The organism is Bariatricus massiliensis (assembly GCF_900086725.1).
Taxonomy (GTDB): domain Bacteria; phylum Bacillota; class Clostridia; order Lachnospirales; family Lachnospiraceae; genus Allocoprococcus; species Allocoprococcus massiliensis.
Map to the genome: position 1 here is coordinate 1,475,681 of NZ_LT574838.1, position 23,770 is coordinate 1,499,450.

At 35.8% G+C, this 23,770-nt stretch carries 24 protein-coding genes and 2 pseudogenes; 7 read left to right on the forward strand and 19 right to left on the reverse strand.

The genetic code is table 11. The features are described from left to right. Positions 1-2: 2 nt before the first annotated feature. From BN6465_RS18645 to BN6465_RS21750, 7 genes are all read right to left on the reverse strand, one after another. Positions 3-929, reverse strand: a complete 927-nt coding sequence (locus tag BN6465_RS18645; protein ID WP_066738031.1) for an ABC transporter permease — start codon at positions 927-929, stop codon at positions 3-5. Further along, positions 922-2,919 (reverse strand): prolyl oligopeptidase family serine peptidase, encoded by a 1,998-nt coding sequence (locus BN6465_RS18650; RefSeq protein WP_066738033.1) that lies wholly within the window; start codon positions 2,917-2,919, stop codon positions 922-924. The genes BN6465_RS18645 and BN6465_RS18650 overlap by 8 nt, the downstream gene beginning before the upstream one ends. After that, complete coding sequence (locus BN6465_RS18655; RefSeq protein ID WP_066738035.1) at positions 2,912-3,583, reverse strand: GntR family transcriptional regulator; 672 nt, start codon at positions 3,581-3,583, stop codon at positions 2,912-2,914. Before BN6465_RS18655 ends, BN6465_RS18650 begins: the two co-directional genes overlap by 8 nt. Positions 3,584-3,846: 263 nt before the next feature. Continuing rightward, positions 3,847-4,653, reverse strand: a complete 807-nt coding sequence (locus BN6465_RS18660; protein WP_066738037.1) for an NERD domain-containing protein — start codon at positions 4,651-4,653, stop codon at positions 3,847-3,849. A gap of 139 nt (positions 4,654-4,792) precedes the next feature. Then, positions 4,793-5,311 (reverse strand): hypothetical protein, encoded by a 519-nt coding sequence (locus BN6465_RS18665; RefSeq protein WP_066738039.1) that lies wholly within the window; start codon positions 5,309-5,311, stop codon positions 4,793-4,795. Positions 5,312-5,621: 310 nt separating this feature from the next. Beyond that, the gene (locus tag BN6465_RS18670; protein WP_066738041.1) at positions 5,622-6,098 is read right to left on the reverse strand and encodes an MGMT family protein; all 477 of its coding nucleotides are present in this window, start codon (positions 6,096-6,098) and stop codon (positions 5,622-5,624) included. Between the two features lie 92 nt (positions 6,099-6,190). Then, positions 6,191-6,298 (reverse strand): cysteine-rich KTR domain-containing protein, encoded by a 108-nt coding sequence (locus BN6465_RS21750; protein WP_154670315.1) that lies wholly within the window; start codon positions 6,296-6,298, stop codon positions 6,191-6,193. A gap of 242 nt (positions 6,299-6,540) precedes the next feature. Between BN6465_RS21750 and BN6465_RS18675 the strand changes: the two genes are divergently transcribed. Continuing rightward, entirely contained in the window at positions 6,541-7,053 is a 513-nt protein-coding gene (locus tag BN6465_RS18675) for a hypothetical protein (protein ID WP_066738043.1), read from the forward strand. Between the two features lie 369 nt (positions 7,054-7,422). Here the strand turns inward: BN6465_RS18675 and BN6465_RS18680 are convergent, their stop codons facing one another. From BN6465_RS18680 to BN6465_RS18705, 7 genes and pseudogenes are all read right to left on the reverse strand, one after another. Further along, complete coding sequence (locus BN6465_RS18680) at positions 7,423-8,790, reverse strand: hypothetical protein (protein ID WP_154670293.1); 1,368 nt, start codon at positions 8,788-8,790, stop codon at positions 7,423-7,425. An 18-nt stretch (positions 8,791-8,808) separates the two neighbouring features. Beyond that, positions 8,809-9,039, reverse strand: a complete 231-nt coding sequence (locus BN6465_RS18685; RefSeq protein ID WP_066738050.1) for a helix-turn-helix domain-containing protein — start codon at positions 9,037-9,039, stop codon at positions 8,809-8,811. A gap of 102 nt (positions 9,040-9,141) precedes the next feature. Beyond that, positions 9,142-9,639, reverse strand: a pseudogene (locus BN6465_RS18690) (AAA family ATPase); the annotation flags it as partial. Positions 9,640-9,810: 171 nt separating this feature from the next. After that, positions 9,811-10,122: a hypothetical protein gene (locus tag BN6465_RS18695; protein ID WP_066738052.1), complete on the reverse strand. Its 312-nt coding sequence runs from the start codon at positions 10,120-10,122 to the stop codon at positions 9,811-9,813. Between the two features lie 74 nt (positions 10,123-10,196). Continuing rightward, positions 10,197-10,565: a tyrosine-type recombinase/integrase gene (locus tag BN6465_RS21755; RefSeq protein ID WP_330384856.1), complete on the reverse strand. Its 369-nt coding sequence runs from the start codon at positions 10,563-10,565 to the stop codon at positions 10,197-10,199. A gap of 313 nt (positions 10,566-10,878) precedes the next feature. Further along, positions 10,879-10,971, reverse strand: coding sequence for a tyrosine-type recombinase/integrase (locus BN6465_RS21760; protein WP_330384842.1), 93 nt, complete (start codon positions 10,969-10,971; stop codon positions 10,879-10,881). Positions 10,972-11,216: 245 nt separating this feature from the next. Then, entirely contained in the window at positions 11,217-11,405 is a 189-nt protein-coding gene (locus BN6465_RS18705; protein WP_066738054.1) for a MarR family transcriptional regulator, read from the reverse strand. Between the two features lie 345 nt (positions 11,406-11,750). Here BN6465_RS18705 and BN6465_RS18710 point away from each other — a divergent pair, with 345 nt between their 5' ends. Both BN6465_RS18710 and BN6465_RS18715 read left to right on the forward strand, forming a co-directional pair. Further along, positions 11,751-12,293, forward strand: coding sequence for a helix-turn-helix domain-containing protein (locus tag BN6465_RS18710; protein WP_066738058.1), 543 nt, complete (start codon positions 11,751-11,753; stop codon positions 12,291-12,293). Between the two features lie 24 nt (positions 12,294-12,317). Then, positions 12,318-14,660, forward strand: coding sequence for an SIR2 family protein (locus BN6465_RS18715; RefSeq protein WP_066738060.1), 2,343 nt, complete (start codon positions 12,318-12,320; stop codon positions 14,658-14,660). Between the two features lie 273 nt (positions 14,661-14,933). Here the strand turns inward: BN6465_RS18715 and BN6465_RS18720 are convergent, their stop codons facing one another. The 4 genes from BN6465_RS18720 to BN6465_RS18735 form a co-directional block, all read right to left on the reverse strand. After that, positions 14,934-15,593: a hypothetical protein gene (locus BN6465_RS18720; protein WP_154670294.1), complete on the reverse strand. Its 660-nt coding sequence runs from the start codon at positions 15,591-15,593 to the stop codon at positions 14,934-14,936. A 289-nt stretch (positions 15,594-15,882) separates the two neighbouring features. Beyond that, positions 15,883-17,076, reverse strand: coding sequence for a tyrosine-type recombinase/integrase (locus BN6465_RS18725; protein ID WP_066734727.1), 1,194 nt, complete (start codon positions 17,074-17,076; stop codon positions 15,883-15,885). A 78-nt stretch (positions 17,077-17,154) separates the two neighbouring features. After that, positions 17,155-17,358, reverse strand: coding sequence for an excisionase (locus BN6465_RS18730; RefSeq protein ID WP_002610247.1), 204 nt, complete (start codon positions 17,356-17,358; stop codon positions 17,155-17,157). After that, positions 17,358-18,419 carry a replication initiation factor domain-containing protein gene (locus tag BN6465_RS18735; RefSeq protein WP_278276535.1) on the reverse strand — a complete coding sequence of 354 codons (1,062 nt, stop codon included), beginning with the start codon at positions 18,417-18,419 and terminating at the stop codon, positions 17,358-17,360. The genes BN6465_RS18730 and BN6465_RS18735 overlap by 1 nt, the downstream gene beginning before the upstream one ends. Positions 18,420-18,915: 496 nt before the next feature. Here BN6465_RS18735 and BN6465_RS18740 point away from each other — a divergent pair, with 496 nt between their 5' ends. The 4 genes and pseudogenes from BN6465_RS18740 to BN6465_RS18750 all read left to right on the forward strand — a co-directional run bounded on the left by BN6465_RS18740 (position 18,916) and on the right by BN6465_RS18750 (position 20,580). Then, positions 18,916-19,587, forward strand: coding sequence for a helix-turn-helix domain-containing protein (locus tag BN6465_RS18740; protein ID WP_066734723.1), 672 nt, complete (start codon positions 18,916-18,918; stop codon positions 19,585-19,587). 138 nt (positions 19,588-19,725) lie between these two features. Then, positions 19,726-19,812: pseudogene (locus tag BN6465_RS20390) on the forward strand (conjugal transfer protein); the annotation flags it as partial. A 187-nt stretch (positions 19,813-19,999) separates the two neighbouring features. Beyond that, complete coding sequence (locus tag BN6465_RS18745; RefSeq protein WP_066734721.1) at positions 20,000-20,296, forward strand: DUF2089 family protein; 297 nt, start codon at positions 20,000-20,002, stop codon at positions 20,294-20,296. 2 nt (positions 20,297-20,298) lie between these two features. Next, positions 20,299-20,580 (forward strand): hypothetical protein, encoded by a 282-nt coding sequence (locus BN6465_RS18750; protein ID WP_066734718.1) that lies wholly within the window; start codon positions 20,299-20,301, stop codon positions 20,578-20,580. Between the two features lie 298 nt (positions 20,581-20,878). Here BN6465_RS18750 and BN6465_RS18755 read toward each other — a convergent pair whose 3' ends face one another. After that, positions 20,879-23,743: an HsdM family class I SAM-dependent methyltransferase gene (locus BN6465_RS18755; RefSeq protein WP_066738065.1), complete on the reverse strand. Its 2,865-nt coding sequence runs from the start codon at positions 23,741-23,743 to the stop codon at positions 20,879-20,881. Between the last annotated feature and the right edge of the window lie 27 nt (positions 23,744-23,770).

Below are 23,770 nucleotides of genomic sequence, written 5' to 3' on the forward strand. Positions count from 1 at the left end.
TCTTACTCATACATGTCTTTTACACGAGGATCAATGAACGCATATATCAAATCAACCGCAAGCATAATTAAAATAAATATCGTCGATAAGAATATAATGCCTCCCATTACAATCGGAATGTCTTTCGTCTTAATTGCATTTACAATTGCTGATCCAAACCCCGGGAGTCCAAATACCATTTCTGTAATCAATGCGCCTCCCAAAAGAGATGCAAAACTCATTCCCAGCTGCGTAACAACCGGCATCATCGCATTTTTTAAAGCATGCAGAAACATGACACGAGAGGTTGTCGCTCCCTTTGACTTTGCTGTCCTGATATAATCCTGATTAATCGCGTCTATCATTGTAGATCTTGTCAGCCTCGAAAGGTAGGCAGCCGACGGCAGCACTAGTGTGATGACCGGCATAATATAATGTTTCCACGTACCGATGCCACTGGAAGGCAGCCAGCCCAGTACCAGCGAAAATGCCAGCATAAACATAAGGCCCAGCCAGAAGGACGGGACACTTGCGAAAAACAATGCCACCGTTGTCAATGTACTGTCCAAAAATGAATTGGGCTTAAGGGCCGAAATAATTCCCATAGGGATTCCCAGCAATGCGGAAATCGCGACAGCCAGCAGAGCAAGCTTTAACGTCGTCGGGAATTTAGGGGCGAGGATGTCAACCACCGGCTGCTGGCTCACGTATGAAGTGCCAAAATCCCCCTGCACCGCATGTACAACATAATCAACGTATCTTACAACGACCGGCCTGTTGTATCCCAGCGCCTCGTCCAGATTATTTACCTGCTCTTCAGTCGCCGTTACGCCCAGAATAACTCGTCCCGGTGTTCCCGGTGTAAAATCCAGAATAAAAAATATCGCAAAGATAATAATTAAAACCGTCGGAATGATTGATAATACTCTTTTTAGTATGTATTTACTCATTATCTTCATCTCCTAACCCAAGTTCTATATCGATAAACGTTCTCATCTCTGCTATCGTCCGGTGGAAATACTCTCCCATTCCCCGGTCATGGCTTCCATAGGGAAGTACCCGCAGAAGCACCGGCCGTTTGCCTTGAAGTTCCTGCATTTTTGCCGTAAACTTCTTAGCGTGGTAAGCCGGAACATTATTATCCATTGCGCCAGCCTGAATATAAATTCCCGGATAGGACATGTTTTCTTTTATATTATGGTAGGGTGAATATGATTTCATATATTCAAACATATCGTCCTCCCGTGGATCTCCATACTCGGTAATATACATAGAACCACGGTCGTCATATACAAATCCCAGCAGGTCCGTCTGAGGTACAGACGCGATTACGCATCCAAACAAATCTGGTCTTCTCGTAATGAGTGCAGTCATCAACAGCCCTCCATTCGACAGACCACATACTGCAATTTTCGACACATTAGTCCAGCCGTCATTTATCACTCCTTCTACAATACTGCAGAAATCGTCAAATACATTCTTTTTGTTTTCTTTCCACCCGCTTCTGTGCCAGTCTTCCCCAAATTCTCCGCCGCCGCGTATAATACAATGCACATAGATTCCACCCGATTCAATCCAATTGGCGATGGTCATCCCACACGCTTGGGCACTCACATAATTTGTGGCATTATATCCGCCATATCCATAAAACAGCGTCTTATTATTTCCATCTTTTTGCACATTGTTCTTGCGAATAATATATGCCGGCAGGCGCGTTCCATCGTAAGAAGTATAATACACAAGTTCCTCTATTACATCTTCACAGGCCGCGCTGCTTTCGTAAACCGTACTTGCTGTATAACTTTCCAGATTCAATTCCATTACATTCGCCGGAACGGAAAAGCTTTCATAAGAGAACAGTGGCCGCTCAGAGTGAAACTCCTGCTCCGCAATCTCAATTTTGCCATATACACATGGTAACGTAATCTCGTGTCTTTCACCTTTCTGGTCGTACACACAAAGGCTCTGGGAACCGGCCTTTTCATAAATGCAAATCACTTTTCCATGATTTATGCCCGCCTGCGATATTTTTTCATCCGTTTCCTCTATATATGTTGTCTTTGTGTGAAATTCCTTCCCCTTCTCGACCGCCACAATTTTTCCAAGCACCGCGTCTTCATCCGTCATGAAAAAATGGCGCGTCTCATCGGAGCCTATGTATATACGGGCATTGCCGTCATATGGAACCTCGATGATCTGTTGCCCTTCTTCGTAAATGACCATGTCACCCGCATGATAGTCCACCGCAAAATTGACAGCCACACCACCCTCGTCCATCGGGTAGACCATGCCGTAAGCCGCATGCCCTTGGTGCGTATACAATACGGCCTCTTCTTTTGCAGCCACACAATATCTGCGCAGCGTATTCTCGATCGTACCGTCTTCGCGGTGCTCCGCCTTAGAATAATAGACATATTCACCGGATGAAGACCAGCCCACCGAAAATGTATCTTTTAGCTCAGCCAAGACTTCCCTGCTGCAAATATCGTAGACCAATCCACTGGTTCTTTCCGCTTTATCTCTAAGAACGTGTAAAATACACAAATTATTGTGCGCCGGATTCGGAGAAATACCGTGAACATGAACCCCTTCCATGAAGTCGGAATCTGTGATTACTTCTTTTACAGTAAAGTCCTCATTCAGCAAAACACTCTTCGATATCCCGTCATCGTATACTCCTAATGCCGTTATTCCGCCAGCTGTTCTGACAGTCTCATGATACATCAAATTCCGGGCCATCTCTTGCTGTTCGCTCAAATATTTTTCGAAACGAGTCTTGTAATTCTTAAAATACTCATCGGTAAACTCATTCTGCCGCTCCGTGAATGAGATGGTATCTTGAGCCGAAGCATCACGCATCCATTCATATTCATCCAGCACACTGTGTTTGCCATATTTCACTTCCTGCGTCTTACGCTCTGCAGCGGGATAATTATACATGGTCATCCTCTCCTTCTATGAATTTTTTTACAAATTCTGAAACACTAATATAATGGAGTTTTAAATTATTTGTGATAATATCTATATCTCTGGTCTTCACACATTCTAGCAGTTCCTTATGATTTCTCCCAATCCTTCCCCAGCAGAGCAGGCCTATCGAATCCAATGTGGAATACACCGCGATATTAGTGCCATCCAGTATGTGCCACAATTTCATCAGATACGGAAGATTAGGTTCCTGTACAAGTAATGCATGAATAGCTTGGTCCTCCTCGATTACCTTACCCAGATTTTTCTGCCTATCATATTCATCGATTCTTGCAACGTGTTTCTCCATCTCTTCAATCGTATCGTCCGAATACTTACCTTCACACACATTCACAGCCAAAATTTCCAAGTCAGCCCTTAACAGACTCATTTCATACATTTCTTTCACCGTGAGCTTAGTGACTGTGCAGCCCTTATTAGGCTCATATAATACAAGACCTTCCTGCTCAATCTGTCTGAGCGCTTCTCTCACCGGCCCCCTGCTGATTCCCAATTCTTCTGCCAATTCAAATTCATTGATTTTTTGCCCGGGTTTAATTTCTCCATTCACAATTCGAGACTTGATAAAGCCGTTTACTTGTTCTCGCAAAGTTACAATACGATACTTTGATTTCATTTTATCTCAGCTCTCCTTTTTATAAGCACTATTTTACTTTAACGTGTCAAAACTGTCAACAGTTAAATGTCGAATAATGCTATTTTAAGAAATTATATGTCAGAATTAGTCTTACACCAAAAAATCATGAAACATCATTTTATTAATTGAAAACAAAAAGCCAGACCATTTCCCGTTTGTTTGGGAATATAGTCTGGCAAATATTCGAAAATTTTATATGAAATAATTAATGTGGCGGTCTAGCGCAGGATTATTTTTCTCACCTACGAATTCTCTTCATCACTAAACTCTATCGTATATCTACATTTTGGATAATTAGAACATCCATAGAATTGTTTGCCGGCATTCTTGCCCTTCTTCGCTGTCCGAAGAACCAAAACCGCTCCGCACTTAGGACAAATCTTTTGTACCTCTGTCCCTTCATCCGCCGGTACTTCTTTTTTCTCCTTTTTCTTGTATTTTTCCTGTATTTTACTCACATGGGCCAGCTTCACAGCCTCATCAATTTTGGTCAAAGCCTCTAACTTTCCATATACCTCATTTAACTTCTGCTCATCCAAGCAATCTTCATTGGATTCCCACACAGCTCTTACCGTGGCATAAATCCGGTCCCGCTTTATCACATGCACATCCGGATTATCTACCTGTATCTTTTTCAGCTCACAGCGCTCCGAAAACACAATTACAGAGAACAACGGTATTTCTCCACCCAAGAACTTATCCAGCCATTTTATATGAGTTTTATTTTGCAAAATCGGATTATAGAACTTATTCTTCATTTTATTCGGCAGGGATGCCGTCCAATACGGAGACTTCTCATCTCCAAATATCCATCCCGAATAATTCTTGCTCTCAATCACAAAAATGCCCTTCTGGGTTATGAATACAACATCTATCTCCGAGGTTTCTCCATTTTCCTTTGGCACATAGAGATTACGAAGAACTTTCCCTTTTCTTCCAAACAGCTTGACCAAATTCAACTCCCGTTCCGTCAGCTTTTCCCCTCTGCGCCCCACCCAGTTACTGTCAAATATATTATCTAATATAATGTCAATAAGTCCTTTTGACATGTTTGTCCCCCTGCTTCTCCTGCCTTCTAGTTCATCATTATTTCTGACTACGTGAATTGAATTTTAACTCTTTAAGTAATTGATTGTGGTATGTTGTTGGCTGTATCACAGGCCTTCAGAATATCACTATCTCAAAAATTCACATCCTATTATACCTATATGCGTCATCATAATTACATTCTCTGGCTTTTTTATCAATTGACAGGCGCATTTGGCACTTTATGAAAATGGGCAGCATTTTATTTATATATCCTTTAAAGTACAAATATTTGTGAATGACACACTGACTCACACTATATAAATAGGCAATACTACATATACTGACACAATCGTCATATAGATACTGGTTTTTGAAAATATGGAATTTCCCCAATAATCTGTTCATTCTTTTTATAACACAACTTTCAAAAGGATAGCTCTTATATCCGGCCTCCATTTCTTCTGGAAATTCTTTGCGTGCCTTTAAAATAATACCTTCACAATATTCATATAAAAATATACGATTAAGTTCAACTGCATTAGCTAGATATCTGGCTCTGCTACGCTCCCTTGCCCTTTGTTTCCTTGCTTCACATCTTCTTTCTACTAACTTTATTCCAAACATAAGAATTGCAAAATCGCCCCGCTTTATTTCATTTAAATCCTTTGCCTTCTCCACATAGCTTTATTTTAATCTGCTCACTGGATTCATTGATGAAAAATTGGATTCTAGAGTTTCCTATTTTATCCCGCAGTTTTCTATTTATAGTAATTACCCCATCTTTCAATATATTGACACCGTACTCTCCATAACGTAATTCTAATTTTATACAACAAATGAATATCTGCTAAATATTTCGACATGAATTCAACTTCTTTTACAAATTACAGCACTACTATAGTATATCATACACTACAAAATAAGCACAGGTAATTCACCGATTAGTCCTAAGTGTAAATCAAGATATGGAAACCTCTTTCCAAAAAACCTATAACGTAAACAGAGCATTTTCATAATCTTTAACATAGTATCTGATATTCTTCCTGCCTTTTTGAATAATTGTATGTCCTTCTGCTTCCAGCTTCTCTTTCTGTGCCTCAATGCCGCCGGGATATTTTTCGTTTAATTCCCCATTTGCCTTTAATGTGCGCCAATAAGGAGTTTCATCTTCAGAACGCTGATAACTCGCCCACGCAGCAATCGAAACAAAGATTCCTGCCGTAATCGGCTCTGTAAAATCGGCCCCGTTTACATTTGCAAAATATTCTCTTATAGCACCTACAGTAAGTAGTTTCCCATATGGTACAAGCCGCATAACCTTATCGTAAGCAATCGGCGGTGCAAAATACATTTTGTCTCCACCATACTTTTCTATACTTTTTTCATCCGTAATCGTCTGAAATTTCGGCATATCCTTACTATCGTGCAGCATTGCATTAAAATCTTTTTTATCTTCATTTGCCATTGTCAGCACCTCCTGTACTCAAGTATAAGTCAAAGGAAAAACCTATGCAATGAGACGGTTTGAAAAACTTTTTTAAATTTCAACTTTATGATTTATAACAGAAAATTTATCACTTCTGTATCTTTTCGTATCATCGTCCGAGTCTTGTTGCCACAGATAAGGCAACGTACCGTACCTTTTTCATCAAAGCACCAGTAAATGTCCTAATTTTAGGAATTCCCCAAAGATAAACTGTTCTTTATATCTTTCACTACATTTTTGCTTCATTTCATCTTGGCAGTTTCTAAACATATCTGCTATACTATTTGCAGATACCTAGACAATAAGTTATCCCAAGTTCGATACCACACAAATTGGGGCGAAAGTCCCTCAAAGAAATTAAACGGCGAACTGATTGAATCCTTTCAAAACAAATAAAAAAATATGCGAAATAGGTGATTGTATGTGGCAAATCATTTCAAATATATCTTCGATCGTTACTTGCATACTGTTTCTTCTTTATGTTATTGGACACATTTGGAAAGTATTTGTAACTAAAAACACAAGGTATGAAAAATTCAAAATAATACCTTATAACTCGGATTTCAATATAGACGACAATGATAATGTAGTCATTATTGATGAGATTGGTGAAGAATTTTCCATATCCTCAACTTATGGAATCAGAAATATCAAAATATATAAAGTGAATTATGAGCTTGGTGATAACGGTTCAACTTCTTTAATTTCCAAGGAACTCAAATCCACTTATAAAGACTTAAATATCAATGATACCTTTTATGTTAGGTGCGATTTAGGTGAATGTTTTCCAACAACGCAAATAGCAATCGAAAGAATGGATTACACCAAAGTGACTTTTGAATTATCCTCCAGTGGGAAAACTGGAAACATACTTGTCAGCAATTACACATTCAAAATGACAATACGCAGCTTAATTTACTATCTATGTGTTTAATAAAACCATTTCAAAACCAATAAAACGTCCTTAGCCGTGTTTCCCACAGTTAAGGACGTTCTAATATGGATTGGTATATCTAAATGCAATTTCTTATCATTCTGTTGTCCACAGGTTACTGGATTTCTTTAATATTTCAAATTATTCAAACTCCCTGATTCATTAACTTATTTGCTAATTATACGGTGTTTTTTCAAGACTTTTCGTGCCTGTTTTATCCAAATTATAGCTTATATATCGCTTCGGGAGAAACAGGTATCATACGGGTATCTCAGAGTATCATGCCTTGAATGCTTAATTTAACATGGCTCTAGCGCCATGTGTGACAATTACCAATAATCGATTGCCTTTATTAATCATAGTAAAGAATCATAATCTTTTATATTTATCTTCCAATTTAAACAAAAAGTAAAAGTTATTATTTTTTACACATCCTTTTGAATTTCCTTTTCCGATATTAGACATTATATTAGATAAAGTAGGAATCCCTCCCATAACTCCTAAAACCGTAGCATAATCAAACGGTAATATTCCAGAAAACAAGCCAATCCCCACGCCTAGACCCGTTAGTATGACATCTCTACCAGCTGCTTTCAATAAGCTACTTCTGTTCGAACTAATTGTTCTTTCTATCGAATGCAAGTCTGGTTCAATTATATCTCTTTGAATTTCAGTAATTGCTTTCCTATCTAACTTTTTGTAATCTTTCAATATTCTATTCAAACTGTCACGATAATTTACAAATGATTGCCCATCTTTTAAACGTAATTCTACAATGTCTTCAACTCTAACATCACTTATTAAAGGAACTCTATGAAACAAATCATCCGAAATCAAATTCGCTCTATCAATCAAATCCCCGCTAATGTTTTTATTCTTAATAAATTCAATAATTTCAGCATCAAATACTCTATTGGTTATGTAAGAACTATCCAAGAATATGGTGTTTATTTGTGCTTGAAATAGGTCGTTCATCGCCGGATTAATTAAGTCTTCTATAATACCAAATTTCTTCATCATTTTAGAAGTTAACTTCACACTTGCTTTATCTAACAATAATTCACTAATACGTTGTGGTTCTTTAACAAAAAGAATATCTGTTTGTTTATGGTAACCATATTTTTCAGCACCTTGGATTGCTAAATAGGCAACACCATCTTCATCTCTTTGTAAAGTACATTGGATATTCTTATAGCAATCATCATAAATGAAAGATTGTATTTCTTCTAAACTATTTTTAATATCATCTTCTTTTTTTACTATTTTCTTCAAACACTCTTGACACAAACAAATATAAGATGAAAAAAAGCCAACAATACCATTTAGTACAAGAGGCTTTATATATAACAATATAATAATATCAGTGGCTAAACTAACCCTGTCTATATCCTTATCACTTTCTAATCTCTCATAATGAGCATCTATTGGAGATTGTATAAGTACTTTATCTGCATATAAAGAAGAAAATCTCAATAGGTTGTCTAAGTTATTAAGACGACATTCTAAGGCACTACATGGATATGCCGCACCTCCAAGTGTTGAATTTGCATAAAAATTAAAGTAAGAAGGGTTTTCAAAATAATCCATTTTGATTTCCAGAAATAACTTTTCCACAAAGGCTTCCACTTGTTCATTAGTCCACTCATTAATTATTTGATTAAAAATATCATCAATATCTAATGCTGTGAATCCGTCAAGATATTCATATAACTGTGAATATAACATAGTTTTCTCCATAATTTATTCCTTTTTCAGTTAGTCTTTAAAAAATTCGCTGTACTCCACGTCAAACAATACTTGTAATGCTTTCAAGTCACTGGCCTTGATATTCCTTCTCCCAGCTTCAATATTTGCTAATGTACTTCGTGACATCATGCTGCCAATCAGTTGTAATTGCTCCACCACTTCTATTTGTGTCATATTCTTTGACATTCGCACGGTCTGAATGTTTCTTCCTAGTGGAATGTCCTGTAATATCCACTGCATACTATACCTCCAACCTTGTGACTAATTAGTAACTTGGTTTGAGTATAGTCAATAAATTTCATAATCATGCCACCAAATAGAAACAATCATATGCCCCGTATGCTCTGCAAGCTGGCTTAATTTCTTTGTTATATCTCTTGCTTCATTCGCCCGGTTCATGTCTACACCGCCTAAGTAGGCTTGAATTGGGTCTAAAATAAGCAGCCTTGCTCCAGTAGCATTGATAGCTTTATCCAGCCGGTCATCATCCATAGTTAAAGACTTTTCCCGGGTCATCAATGACAAGAACCCGGCTGCAATCTGCCTTTGCTTCCTCAAGCCGTGGCTTAAGTGTATCAGATAAGCCATCCTCTACTGTTTGATAAATGATAGATAATGGAACGCCTGTTGTGTTCTCCTGTCCGAACCGTTCTCCTTCACAGATTCGTGCTGCCAGATTTAAAGCGAATGTAGTTTTCCCTTCACCCGGATTCCCCTGCACTATTGTTATTTTTCCAAAAGGAATGTAATGTATGGATACCAGAGCCACTCTATCTGCTGACTCTGTATCATATTCATACTGATAAGTTTTACTTCCTGTTGCTCCTGCAACTGTTCCATTTCCTGCTCCTTCCTGTGCGATTCTCGTTGAAATTCGCTGGTGCCTTTGGTACACTATATTTGCGAGATATGGTACAAAGTCTTCAGCTTTTGTTATCACAAAAATGCTCCGGTTTAATCTTTCTGGGTATTTTCTTTGCCCTGCCAAAGATATTTCGCCCCGTCTAGCATTCATATAACTGCTTTTAATAAATCAAGATAACTTTCTTTCGTTTCCTCTAATTCCTGTGCAGTAAATTCCGCCTTATTATTCGTAAAAACTTCTGCTAATTCAGTCAAATGCTTTTCCATATCCTGTAGCTTCTCAACTATTTGATATACTGTTTCTTTTTTACCTGCCACACAAACCCTGTTGCAAATGCAGGAGCAGATAAAATAGTCTTTCTTTTTCATACCGCTGGTAAATATCTCGTCTTCTATTTCCTGTCGCTCTCTAGGCGAAATATGGAAACTGATAGTAGGATATTTATGTGTTCCACTCATTTTTCTGTTCTCTCCTTAAATTCTTTCGTTAAGTTTCATAGCCATTTGACTTTGCTCGATTGGAAACATATGTGCTATCGGTAAGTTATATCAACACTTTCATGGCCTACCCGGTTCCCGATTAATACCGCTGAAAAGCCCATACTGATAAGTAATGATACATAGGAATGACGTAAATCATGTACTCTTATCCTTTTTACTCCTGTCAGACTGGCTCCACGGCTCATTTCATGGTGTAGAAAACTTTTGGTAATATGAAATATTCTGTCTGTGGGGAAGACACCGTATAATTTGCTGATATAATCTTGTAATTCCTCACATAAAAAATCCGGCATACTAATCATCCGTTTACTTTTAGGTGTATTGAAATCGCTTATAATGTTCTTACCTTGTAAGCGCTGATAGGATTTTGTAATTTCGAAAGCGTCGTTTTGAAAATCAATATCTTACGGCGTCAGGACCAGCAATTCTCCTAATCTTAAACCTAACCAGTACATTATCTGAAACGCATAATAAGAATAAGTTTTCTCTTTGACAGCTTCAGCAAACTTTAAATATTCTTCTTTCGTCTAGAATAGCATTTCTTCTGCCTTATCTTTACCCAGCGACCGGCTCTGATCACCGCATTACTTTTTAGTTCATAAAACCGTACCCTATGTTGAATAGTACGCTTGACTCTGATTGCCGCATTTTTAAATATGTTGGTGCATAGGGCTTCTCCTTTTCATCACAATAAGAAATCTTCTTATTCTGTCACTAAATAATGTCTTTCGGCTTAATATCCCGCATTTTCTTATCTTTAAAACAGGGAAGTAATTTAGAACGAACGATAGTTCCTTCATGATCCATGTATTGTATTTTAACTTCGGCTACATATCTCTGGTATAAGCAGTCACAAATTCAGAAAATGTCATATCTAAATCGAAACCTTCTTTCATCAGAAAATGCTGCTCCCACGCCCCGCCTCACGCCTTGTTTTAAAGCCCCTCTTAACCTTCCTGCAATTCTTACCAGTCTAGTCATTATAATGGAACGACACGAATCACGTTCCCCGCTTCTCGCATTAATAGACTGCCATGTTGCCACTTCCTTTCTTAATTCTCTTTTGTTATTCCATAAAACTTTTCTTCGTAATACTTCCGACTTACCCTTCCTGCGATAGTAAGAAAACCTTTTGCTTCTAGTTCTTCATTCATCGGTCGTACCAGTTTGTAGGCAAATGGTTTTGAAATGCCTAATTCTTCTGCAATTTCTCTGGCTGTTACAAATAAAGTGTTGTTCAATAATGAATCTCCTTCCTTTTTGATTTGCGGCTTCCGTTTGTATCGCCTGTTGCCAGTATTTCAACTGACCTCAACAGCTCATGCGGCTATGGGATTGCCCCTTTTCGATATTCCCACCATTTACAGAAGTGTCTTTCTTCACTCGCCCTTACGAGGCCCTGATGGAAGTTTGTTGACAGATAATACAGCTCATTCACTTTTATTAACATTGTTGTTAATGTTGTATTTATATTATGCATTCGCTTATAAATTAATTCCAAGAATTTGTTTCGCAAAAATGTTAATATTTCTATTTACTATTTTCAGATTATCCATTATAATAGAGGAAAAGGTGGTGAATAGTAGATGACAGTAGGCGAAAAAATCAAATTTATCCGTAACTTCCGGGGCATAACACAAAAAGAGTTAGGTGTTGGAATAGGCTTTGATGAAAAAGGAGCTGATAACCGAATAGCCCAATATGAAACGAATTATCGAGTACCTAAGAAAAATACTTTGTTGCAGATAGCAAAAGTTTTAGACGTGAATCCGTTGAATTTGATTAGTGAGGTTTCTGGTTCAGCGGAAGATATTATGCAGACCTTCTTCTGGCTGGATGAAGATAATCCGGCTGCAATCAACCTTTTCCAGCTTGTAAGGAATCCGGGGAAGTGTAATGCTTCGGATGATACCGCTGTGTGTTATAATGACAGTGATGATTGGCCTGCTCATCCGCCTGTGGGATTGTGGTTCAAATATGGCATTGTAGATGATTTTATGCGGGAATGGTTGGTTAGGAAAAATGAGTTGAAAGCTGGGGAGATTACTAGAGAGGAATATTTGGAATGGAAATTGAACTGGCCGGAAACTTGTAACAAAAATATCACACCTCATAAACAGCAAAAATAGTCTAATATAAATAAGGAGATACTTATGATTAATTATATAAGCCACGATGATGGTATTAAAATATTAACTCAATTAATGTTAGAAGAACGTTTAATTCCTATTTTCGGAGCTGGATATACTAAAGACTCGCCGTCTTATAGTAAAACTGTGCCGGATGGCAAATTATGTACTGATTTGATGAAAAATTTAATTAAACAATATGTACCTGGCATGAATGAAGAACATCTTTCACTATACGATTTTAATGAAACAGCCAAACGGTTAAGGAAATCTGTTCCTCATTTTGTACCAGAAAAAGAGTATACAAATTTTTTTAGAAATTACTTTACGAATGTATCTTTATCAGAAACAAAAATAAATTTTTTGAAATTACCTTGGGCATACGCTTTTACAATTAATGTAGATGATGGTATAGAAAATACTAATCTTTTTAATCCAATATTACCATACCAAAATGCTAGAAAGAATTTATTTAACACGCGTTTTTTATATAAACTACATGGAGATGCTTCCTATGAAATAAAATATAGTCAGAGTGATAATATAGTATTTGATTCAGATCAGTATACACAATCTTTAAATGCTGATAATAATCAATCTATGCGCGAAAATTTTTCTACTGCATATAAAGAATTTAACCTTCTTTTTATTGGATGTAGTCTAAAAAATGAACCTGATATAAAATTTATCTATAATGGAATTGCTAAAGAGCGACACAATACAATGGGTATAGTCTTAAGAACCGAGAAGTTATCACAATTTGATGCAGACGATCTTGAAGATTATGGAATAACTGATGTTATTTTGGTTAAGGATTATGATGTCTTTTATATGGATTTTATTAATTCTGTTTCAGAACAACAAATTCAAGAAAAAATTGCCAAATATCCTTTCTATAATCCATCAGTAACTTGTGTCGCAGATGAAAAATTAAAATATTTCTCTGGATTCAGAAATTTTGACGAAAAAGAAAATATGTTTTACAAATCGAATTTAATAATTAACCGTTCATGTTTAGCAGAAATAGACGAATCACTTAAAACATACAATTTGCTTTTTATAGAAGGACGTCGTTTTGCCGGAAAGACTTCATTACTATGTACAGTTTGTGAACGTGAAAAGCGTCGTTCAATTTACTTTTTCCCTTCAACGACGCTTGAAAGTACAGATGTTATTCTTAATATAATTGAGACCACACAAAACAGTTTGCTTATTTTTGATAGCAATTCCTTATCCGTTGAAAGTTATTATATGCTGCAAGATGTCAATGATATATTAAAAAAGAATAATAACAGCATAATTGTTGCATTAAATCAAAGTGATAACTTTGTGTCGGAAAAAACTGATTCTGATTATATAATTTTAAAGAATATTTTTGATAATAATGAATTAACCCAACTAGAACCAAAAATTAACGAACATGCACTAACAATTAGAAAAGATAAAGATACCAATTTAGATTATTTAAACATTATAAAAAATGAACAAGGTATATCTTTGACATTTCCTTTAAAATTGCCCTCTAAATATACGTTTAATGAACAAATTTTATTGTTACTATTATGTGTTAAAGATAAGGTATACAGTAGAGAAACTAATGTATTAAAAATAAAATATTCTGAAATACAATCTTTTATAAATAGAATGTCAATTCTAGTTGAATGGATTAAGACATCTAAAGGTGAAAAAAACACGTATTCAGCATATAAATTAGTTCATAATAGTAAAAATATCATCATGGACGAAATTCAAAAATTAAGCCACGAGGATATAATTCATGTAATATTAACAATTGTTAACGCTTTTAAAAATGGGGATTTAAATCAAAAACGTACATATCGAGAAGTTATGCAATTTGATACATTAAATCAACTATTCGGTAGAAAAAAAGGTGCTGGTAAACTTATTTTTATGGTTTATGAGAATTTGGAAACTTTATTAAAAAACGACTTACATTTTTGGTTACAGAGATCAAAAAGTATTTATAGATTAGTTCCTACAAATTATTGGAAGTTAAAAACTGCATACTCCTATGCCAAAAAAGTATATTTAGATAGTGATAATGAAACATTAACAACAAAGGCCGCTTTAACCGTCTCTCTTATATGTAGCTTACTGTATTCTTTAGAAAAAAATAATACTATTAGACAAGACTTTCAGAAAGAAGCTATTGAATTAGGATTTCAAGCTATTTTTTCTGAGTATTACAAACAAGAAAAGCGTCTAAAAAATGATTTAAACATTGAAAACTCCAGAAAAAACTATGTAGACCTAATACAAAATATTTGTTCTTCATATGTCTTGTCTCCAATTAGTAATGCAAGCACAATTCGTAAGTCGCGAGCTATTATAGAAAAATTGCAGTAGTATGGGTATCAAACAGGTATCACGTTCCACATAAAAAGCCGGAAAGTCCGCTATCTAAGCGGCTTCCCGGCTCCCTGTCTACTATTCAAACTCCTAAATTTCAAGTTGTTGTTTAGTATTTTCGTTGATTTTTCGTGTTATATTATTTCAATCTCGAACGCTTTTCTATGCAAAATATACATTATAGGAATTTTATATTACTAAAATATTACCATTTTCCTTTCAAATACTTAGTCAACTTAAATAATCTCCAACTGTGATACAAATAATATACTAAGCTACAAAGTCAAAAAATAAATGATATAAAGTAATTACTTGATTATCAAGATCTCTAATATGTCTTGAACGATACTGAGGGCTTTTTTCTAGTATCATACGCAACAAATTCTCTTCTAAATTAGCTGTAGACATTATTGGTTTAAGTAACTCAACAATATCAACTATTTTTCCTTGTTGCACATAGCCAATCATTGCAGATGCACTTGACTTCGAACTATATTTTCCACTAGTATATCTCTTTACACCATTTTCAACATACTCCTCTATTAGAGGTATTTGGTCAGAACGCAATCGCTTACATTCTGCACCAAAATATCCCTCATTTTTATCCCATGCTCTAAAACAAAAATCAATAGTTGGTGCTTTTCCCTTCTTTTTTTTCAAGGTGTTATCAGGATATTGATTATATGGTATTAATCTGGTATTTATCTGTGCCGCTCGATTTTCTTCCGTCCAACGATTATATATTTTGGCATACCATTCAACAGTTATAGAGTCCTCATCGGTATCCACCATTACAATTTTATCTTTTTTTAAATCATAATAACTTAGCCACATTGTTACAAGTATTATTCCTACCCCTTTTTCACCTATTCTTTTTGCCAAATCTATTGGAACTGAATTCGATGCTGTTATATTCTTTATACTACTCATTTTCTTCACCCCACTTTCGCATAATATCACTATATATTTCATCTGCATCTCTACATGCTGATGAGTAAGACCAATATCTGCTTTGGCTAGGTTTAACTAAATATATACTATCTTTTGCTTAAATTATATATGTCTTTTTGACTATCTTTTTATATCTTCTCAAATGTCCGCAAAGCCTTATTTTATCGGCTCTACGGGCATTTTTTCTTTTGTGGTAAACCTCACATATCTAGGTCTATCTTCTTATATTTTCGCTATCAAGCGTGGTTAAAATCGTGGTAAATACTTCTTATGCGATTAGACGCTGAACCTCTGATTTTGCGGTATCTATCGACGCATGAGCGTACCAGTTCATTGTGATACTGATATTTGAATGCCCCATGATATACTGTAAATCTTTCGGGTTCATGTTCTTGCTTGCCAGTCTTGTGCAGAACGTATGGCGTAGCGTATGCGGTGTGATATGTGGCAAGGGATTGTCCTTATGGTGCTTGTTGTATTTCTTTATCATACGGACAAATAAGGCGTTATAATCAATGGCAACTTTGGGCTTGCCTTTCTGATTGACAAATAGGAAATTGCTCCGTCCGTCTATCACAAATGGTTCTGCCTTTGGGCGTTTCTTCATAACCCGTTGAAATGCCTGTATTGTTTCTCTACTTAATGGCACTTGCCTTATTCCGCTCTTTGTTTTAGGCGTTTCAATGTAATAGCCTTGTTCCTTGCTCTTTAATAACTGGTGGTCGATAATCACAACTTCATTCTTGAAATCAATATCGGCTACTGTCAGTCCGCACAGTTCCGAGATACGAAGTCCAGTCTTTAACAGTATCAGCACATCATCATAATACTTGTGATACACATTGTCCGTCTTGATGAATGACAGTAGGGATTGTTCTTGTTCCTCTGTCAATGCTACTTTCTCTTTGGTATCATTTTCTAGGACTTCACTTAACTTGAAATCAAAGGGGTTCTTCCTTACACAATCGTCTTGTATGGCAATATAGAATGACGCTTTTAACGAGCGTTTATGGTTGTTAATGGTATTGTAGGAAAAGCCTTTTTCTTTCATGCGTAACGCCCATTCTTTAGCGTCAGAGGGTTTGATTGTATCAATGCTCCTAGCACCTAACTTGTCCTCTTTCAATAACCGCATGAGCTGTTCCCGTTGTTTCTGTGTGCTTTTCTTCACGTTTGCCCTCTGTGCGTTCTGTTTGGCGTAGAGTTGGCAAAGCGTCATTTTCTTGCCTGTGCTGTCGATACCGTCCTCAATATCCCGTCTTATCTGCTGTTCCAGTTCACGAAGTGAGGGTTTTTCCCGTTTTCCCTTTGGTGTCGGGTCTGTGGGTGTCAATCTCCAAGCATACACATATTTTGTGTTTCCAAATGCGTCCACATATTTATATAAGTATTTTCCGTCTGTTCGTTGGCTCTCTCCAGTATGCAGGATACGTCCTTTGCTATCCCGTCTTTTTTCTTTCATGGTATCTGCTCCTTTCCTTGTTGGAAAGAGCCTTGATATGACTTGTGTTCATCATAACACATACAAGGCTCATTTGCATTAGATTGCGTCCAATTTATCAATGACCTTTTCAAACTGTCGGCGTTTAATCTGTATGCGGTTGCCATTCATAATGAGCCAGCCAGCGTCCTTGTTTTCCTCTGCCAAGCGTCTTAACTTGTTTTCTCCGATACGGAAATACTTTGACGCTTCTTCAATGGTAAGGGTGTATTTTTCCCATACAGGAATATCGTTGTTATTCATCAGATACCCCCTTTCCCATGTTTCGTGTCATACTGGATATAGGGGATAAGGTCGGTGCGGTCTATCCTCTGTAAGTGGGCGGTTAGTTTACTGGAAAGGGAATTGCTGTATCTTGCCTTATCAAGCATAGTTCCCACTTTTTCCAGTCCACCTAATGCGTCATGTTCTTCCAAGAAGTAAAAACTTTTGACAGCGGAAATCACGCCACCCTCTGTGAGCCATTGTTGTGTTTCTTCAAGGGAATTTTGCTGTTTTGGTACTTGCAGTTTTAAGACTTCCACAGCCCCTAAAAAGCGTTCCCAAAACCGACACGTTTTCCATCTGCTTTTATTACTTTCGTTTCTGTTTGGTACGACAAAGCGTAGGTTGTTTGCCAATAGCCCGAAAGCCAGTTCTCCCAGTTCCAGCGGTCTGTCCTTGAATGTCATGGCAAAAGCATGAGCCTTATCATCACGCAGTTGCATTTCTGTCCGTTTCCAACTGCCGACTTCCTCAAGTGTCTTATTATGTTTTGAACAGACTTCCTTATCCTTGTCATAAAAGCGGTAGGACAATCCCGATTTCCCAGCACCGATATAAACGGTCTTTGCGGTGTCGAAATCGTCAAACTTGCTTTCGTCAAAGTGGTAGCCCTCACTATTGGAGATAAATTCCTCTTTTTCGCATTTCTTCTTTATCTGCTCTATGGTAAAAAATGGCTTTTCGTTTTTATCATCAATGGCAATATCCAGTCTAGTGAAATGGAAGTTATCCAGTCCATATCTTCGTTCACAGCGTCGGAACATATCCCCAAAGGTATAATTCCTACTGTCGAGAATACGGAAAATATCATCACAGCCTCTGCCGGTCATAACAAGATAACAGCCTAACCCTTGTGGGTTATCCTCTGTTTTTCTTGCGTCCCCCGATACATAAATATCTCCAATCTGCCAGCGTGCTTGATAGGTTTTGTATTTAACGCTTGCCGGATAGATATTGAAAATATCAGTCGGTAAACCTAAAATGTGCATGATGACATCTTCAGCGGTTGCCGTATCAAATACAATACTGATGTAATCAATCTTAACGGATAAATTTTTGTGTGTAGTTATAGTGCATTACTCCTTTCGTACTTCCCGTTTTTTTGCGGGGTAAAAATCGTGTTTTGTCCTTTATTTATCACAGTTTCTAGGTACTATGACATGTATGCGCAGGGCGGTGTTACATATACGCCCTATGCGTTCGCCTAAAGGCGTTCCTTTTCTTCCTGTGTCTGATCCGTTCTTAACGCTCACGAGCCTTGTAAGGCTCGTGGCTAAACGGAACAGCCCCAGTCAGAAACCTTATTTTCGGTCTGATAGTCCATGCTTATTCATGCTATCAAAATGAAAATACATCTTTTCTATGCTTACTCAAGCGTGTGATTGACCCTAGCGTGCTTAATCACTTTATCTGATACGATAATAACGCCATTAGAATTACTTGTCAAGAAGTTTTTGTTGACTTTCAGATATATATTAAGTATGATATGCTTATAAACACCAAGAAAAGCAACGAAAGGAGCGATTATACTAAGTTATGGAGCATTATGAAAAGAAAATCAGTTTCTTAGGAGAGAACATACAAACCATAAGAAAACACAGAGGAATGAAACAACAGGAACTGGCGGACAAAATCGGTATCAATATGCAGAGCCTTTCCAAGATTGAACGAGGTGTGAATTATCCTACCTTTGATACATTAGAAAAGATAATGGACGTGCTGGACGTAACGCCTAATGAATTATTATCGGGAGAATGGAAGTATATTGACCACACAGAACCTTACATCATGGATATTATCAAACGGGAACAAGACTTTAATGTTTCCTTAGATTATCTGTCTGAAAATGAGTTTTTCAATGATGAAAAAGAATACAAATTTTACATGGAAACCATATTGATTAGATACATCAGCAATTATCTTTCTAATGAGGTTGTGGAAATTGAAGAACTTATGGAAATCAAACAGTTGATACAGCGTCAAAAAATAGAACGTATGATGAAAGTACATAAGGAAATGCGAGGGTTAGACCGATACAGAGAACAACCGAAAGAATACAAATATCACAACCCTTATGATGATTGGATATTCCGTCAACTTGCAGATATTGACAACAGAAAAAACATTCCTAATACTTCTCCACAAGTAGACTTTAATGAGGGAGATTATGAAGATTATCTAAAGGCGAAATGGAACAGAGGTCTTTAATTTCCTCTTGCATGGAAGATACAGCAAATAAAAAGCCCAGTAAAGAGTGCAAAGCACCACCAATGGTGGCAAGGCTCTTGACAGGGCTTTTTCTTTTCTGTGCTGGGTAATCAAGAGGAAGAAAGGGATAAAATCTGATTTGTGGTAAATCAGACAAAGGCAACGCAGGTGTCGCAGTATGAGCTTGTATTACATAAGGATAGTAACTGGAAGATTATAGGGTAAATGAGAATAAACCGTACATTTTTTATCGGATTTGTATGCTTGCTCATTTTAATTTTCAAAATACAAAATTCATTCTTTGTTTCATATCTCTTATAAAATAAAAATAAATATAAAATTTATATTGACTTTAATTTTATTTATGTTATATTTAATATAGTTAAAGTACAAGTGAAAGGAGGATGTAAAAATGGAGATTGATAAAATACCTCAATGGATACTGTCTTTAGAACAAGAAGATGTTACCTTTTTAAAAAATTTTGTTTTAAAGTCTGGGTCATTAAAAGAAATCGCAAAAACGTATGGTGTTACTTATCCAACGGTACGATTAAGATTAGATAAGCTAATACAAAAAATCGAAATGTCTGACCAAAAAGAAGAAGAACCATTTACGACTTTTGTGAAAGGTCTTGCGGTTGATTCACGAATAGATTTAGAAACCGCAAAAATTATTATCGAAAAATATAAAAAAGAAAAGGAGAGATGATTATGTCTATTTTATTAAATTTTTTCAGTACGCTTATCATTACTATTATTATTGTTTGTATGCAAAAATATCTTAGTACAAAAAAAGCATGGCAATTAGGTGCGATTGTCCCTTTGATTTCAATTATCGTTTTTGCATACATATACTTTGTAAGTTCTATACAAATTGCTGAATTTCTTGTTCCATGCACAATTATTCTTGTTTTGGAACTTGTTATATGGATAGACGGAAGACATCAGTATCGTAAAGAGGAACTTAATAAAATGAAGGTCAAAGATTTATAAAGTATTTTGCTTTTATAAAGGAAGAATTATATGGTTGGACTAAAAAAACGTGATATTAAAAAGGCATTAAAAGCTGGTGCTATAAATGATGAAAACAATCTTAAAATTTGAAATAAGAGCGAATAATCATATTGCGTGAATGAAACATGGGAGATACACAGATGCTTTGTGTTATCTCCCATGTTTATTTTAGTGTCATATCAAGGCTCATTCAATCGTGGTATATTCGTGGTAAAATGAGTGTTTTTCTATACTTCAAAATGCTTAGAAATATAGTATTTATACGGATAATCAAAAATTAGATATAAAATTTATTATAAATTCTTACATTCCTTTTAACTGCAACACAGCCAGAATTTTCACTTATAAGCAAATTATCTAACTCATTTAGTAAATCATTAATATCTACATTCGGAGTAAAGCCCACTGTATCATTTCCAAATACCACTTGGACTACAATCAATGGTGCATTACCACTATATACATCGCAATGTATATGATCTAATGTTCCTAAAGACTTTCGTAAAATATCTACTAATACATTTTGATATTGCTTAAGTGTTTTTTCTTCAGGATAGGATAATGACTTTGATTTACCTTTCGCATAAAAATAATCATATACATAAGATACTGCATTATCAACAAACTCTATTTCATATTCTTTTAGATCGAATAATTCATATGAAAAACCATCAATTTCTTTTACACAATCTATCGCTAACGAACTACTTCTATCATATATTTCACATGCACGTTTAAGCTCCTCGCTATTTGGAATAGGTAGCGGGAATGAAAGAAGTTCTCCCACGTTTAACTCATCACGTTCAACTAACCAACGTCGACTTGTCATTAATGAATAATAGACAAAAACTTTTGAATATAGGATAACACTTATATATTTTAAGAACATTATATCTCCATGTATACCTATAAAGCTATTTCCAAATAAAGCATTATAGTCAAGTACAGCCGATAGAAATCGTCCCTTTTTCGGACTTTGTTTAAACACAAGATGAGGTGCGTAAAATATCTTCTTACTTTTTTGAGCACAACGATAATAATTGGCGAAATCCACTACCTCATTACTTTTATTGTCACAAAATCCTTGAAATTTTTTTGTAGTTATTAAAGGCAATCCAACAAACTCTGGACATCTAATTTTAGGTTTCGTTCCCCTAATATATCCTTCTGCATAAATCATATCATTATTGTTCATAAATTTTTCTAATGGCTCAAATTTTGTTTGAATTTTATTAATCAATTCCATATCTCTTGGAGTTCCCCACATTGCTATCTTCCAAATCAATTGATTATCAATAATATCCCAAGGTATTTTATTTATATCAGACGGTTCAATTAAAAAACGTCTTCTATCCTCGATTGTAAAGGTGGGCTTAGGGGTACAGTAAAAAATAGGCATATCCCTTTCTTGTTTATTATTAGAATAAATCACTGCAGTTGCAGGTCCAGTAGCGTGCTCAAATAACACCTTTCGGAATATAGAATAATTTATTATTACCGATATAGAAAATTTATTAAAAAATGCAGACCTATAGGCAACATTTTTCTCTGAACGATTAAATAAAAATCCTTTGCTAGGCATCAATAAACATATTATTCCCTTTATATCACAAATATCCCCCGCTTTCCAGCTAAACGCCTGAGCAATCTGCTTATCACCAATTGGAACTTTTTTTTCTTTAATATATTTTTCTGCCTCATCAGATAATTTACTTTCCCAAGGTGGATTCCCTATAATTATATCATATTCTATTTCTCCAAATTTCCCCTCGCTGAAGAAATCACTAACAAATAAATTATATCCCAATAATCTCGGAAAGTTAAGCGTCTCCCAAATACTTCGTGGTTCTAAATAATCACACATTACTAAACTTAAACTAAATGAAGCAATCCTAATTGCTTCTTCGTTTAAATCAACTCCGTAAATGCATTTTTGCATGATATAAACTAATTGCTCATTTGTTATATTGAAGCAATTATTAGTAAACATCCATTTTCCAATCAACCTCCTATATGCCTCAACAAGGAATACACCAGATCCACACGACGGATCTAATACTTTTTTTTCAGAATATTCCCCCTCCCACGGCAAAACTTCGTCCATAAGCATACTTACTAAATGAAAGGGAGTATAGTAAGTTCCATCTTTCCCTATTTTATCATCAATTTTTAAGTGGAAAAACAATTCGTATATACTGCTTATAAGTTGTATTGGAATTACATTAAAAGAGTATAAGGGCCATAGTGCCATTTGGCGATCCTCAAACCTCGTTGTTCCTAAAATAAAATCCTTTAATTCAATTAAGTTATCCTTCGTAATAATTTCATATTCTTTATTAACTAGAGGAAACATATCGCCATTAAAACGGTCAGCCAATTCTCTAAACAATTTATATGTTGCTTCTTTATCATCTAACAAATCGCTATATTGAATAGCGCCTTGCTTAAATTTGGAAAAAAAATCTTTAGGAAATACTGTATTACCTTCTTTGTCCTTACGCTCCTCTAAATATTTAGTTAATATTGAACGCCCTAATAATGCATGAACAATTGACACCAATTCTTTGTTACTTAATTTCGACTCATCTACCCGTTTTCGTATATTTATGATTAAGGAACGTCTCATAATACGTAAATTACCCATCAAGGTTACATCAACCCTGTTTTTCATATCAAAGCGAAATTCATTTTCTCGCCAATATTCTCCAGTTTCTAGACGTATTCTGTGATATTGTCGTAACTGGCGTTCTGCTTCTAACATATTCACTAATTTAATGGCATCAATTAATCCCGCCTCACTATCTAGCTTTCCATCTTTCTTTCTTGGTGCCACATAATTATTATAAACAAGCAATAAGTCTGGAGTTACGATAAAAAATAAAGGAGCTTCTCCCAAATTCCACGCTAGACGATGTAATTCAGCAATTTTATCTTCATCGTAGCTCTCCATCGACGCAAAATATATTAATGGGACTTTAGGCGTACCGTCAGCATCCCGCAAAAAATATACGGCATCAACTCCCAACTTTTCTTGCACCATATGAAAAAATTGTTGTTGATAAACAGAAGCATTTTCAATAAGATTCTCTGCCAGACCATTATTACGATTTAAGTCTAAAACTTTAAAGATACTCCCCAACATTTGCATTTCTCCTTATTTCTATCAGTA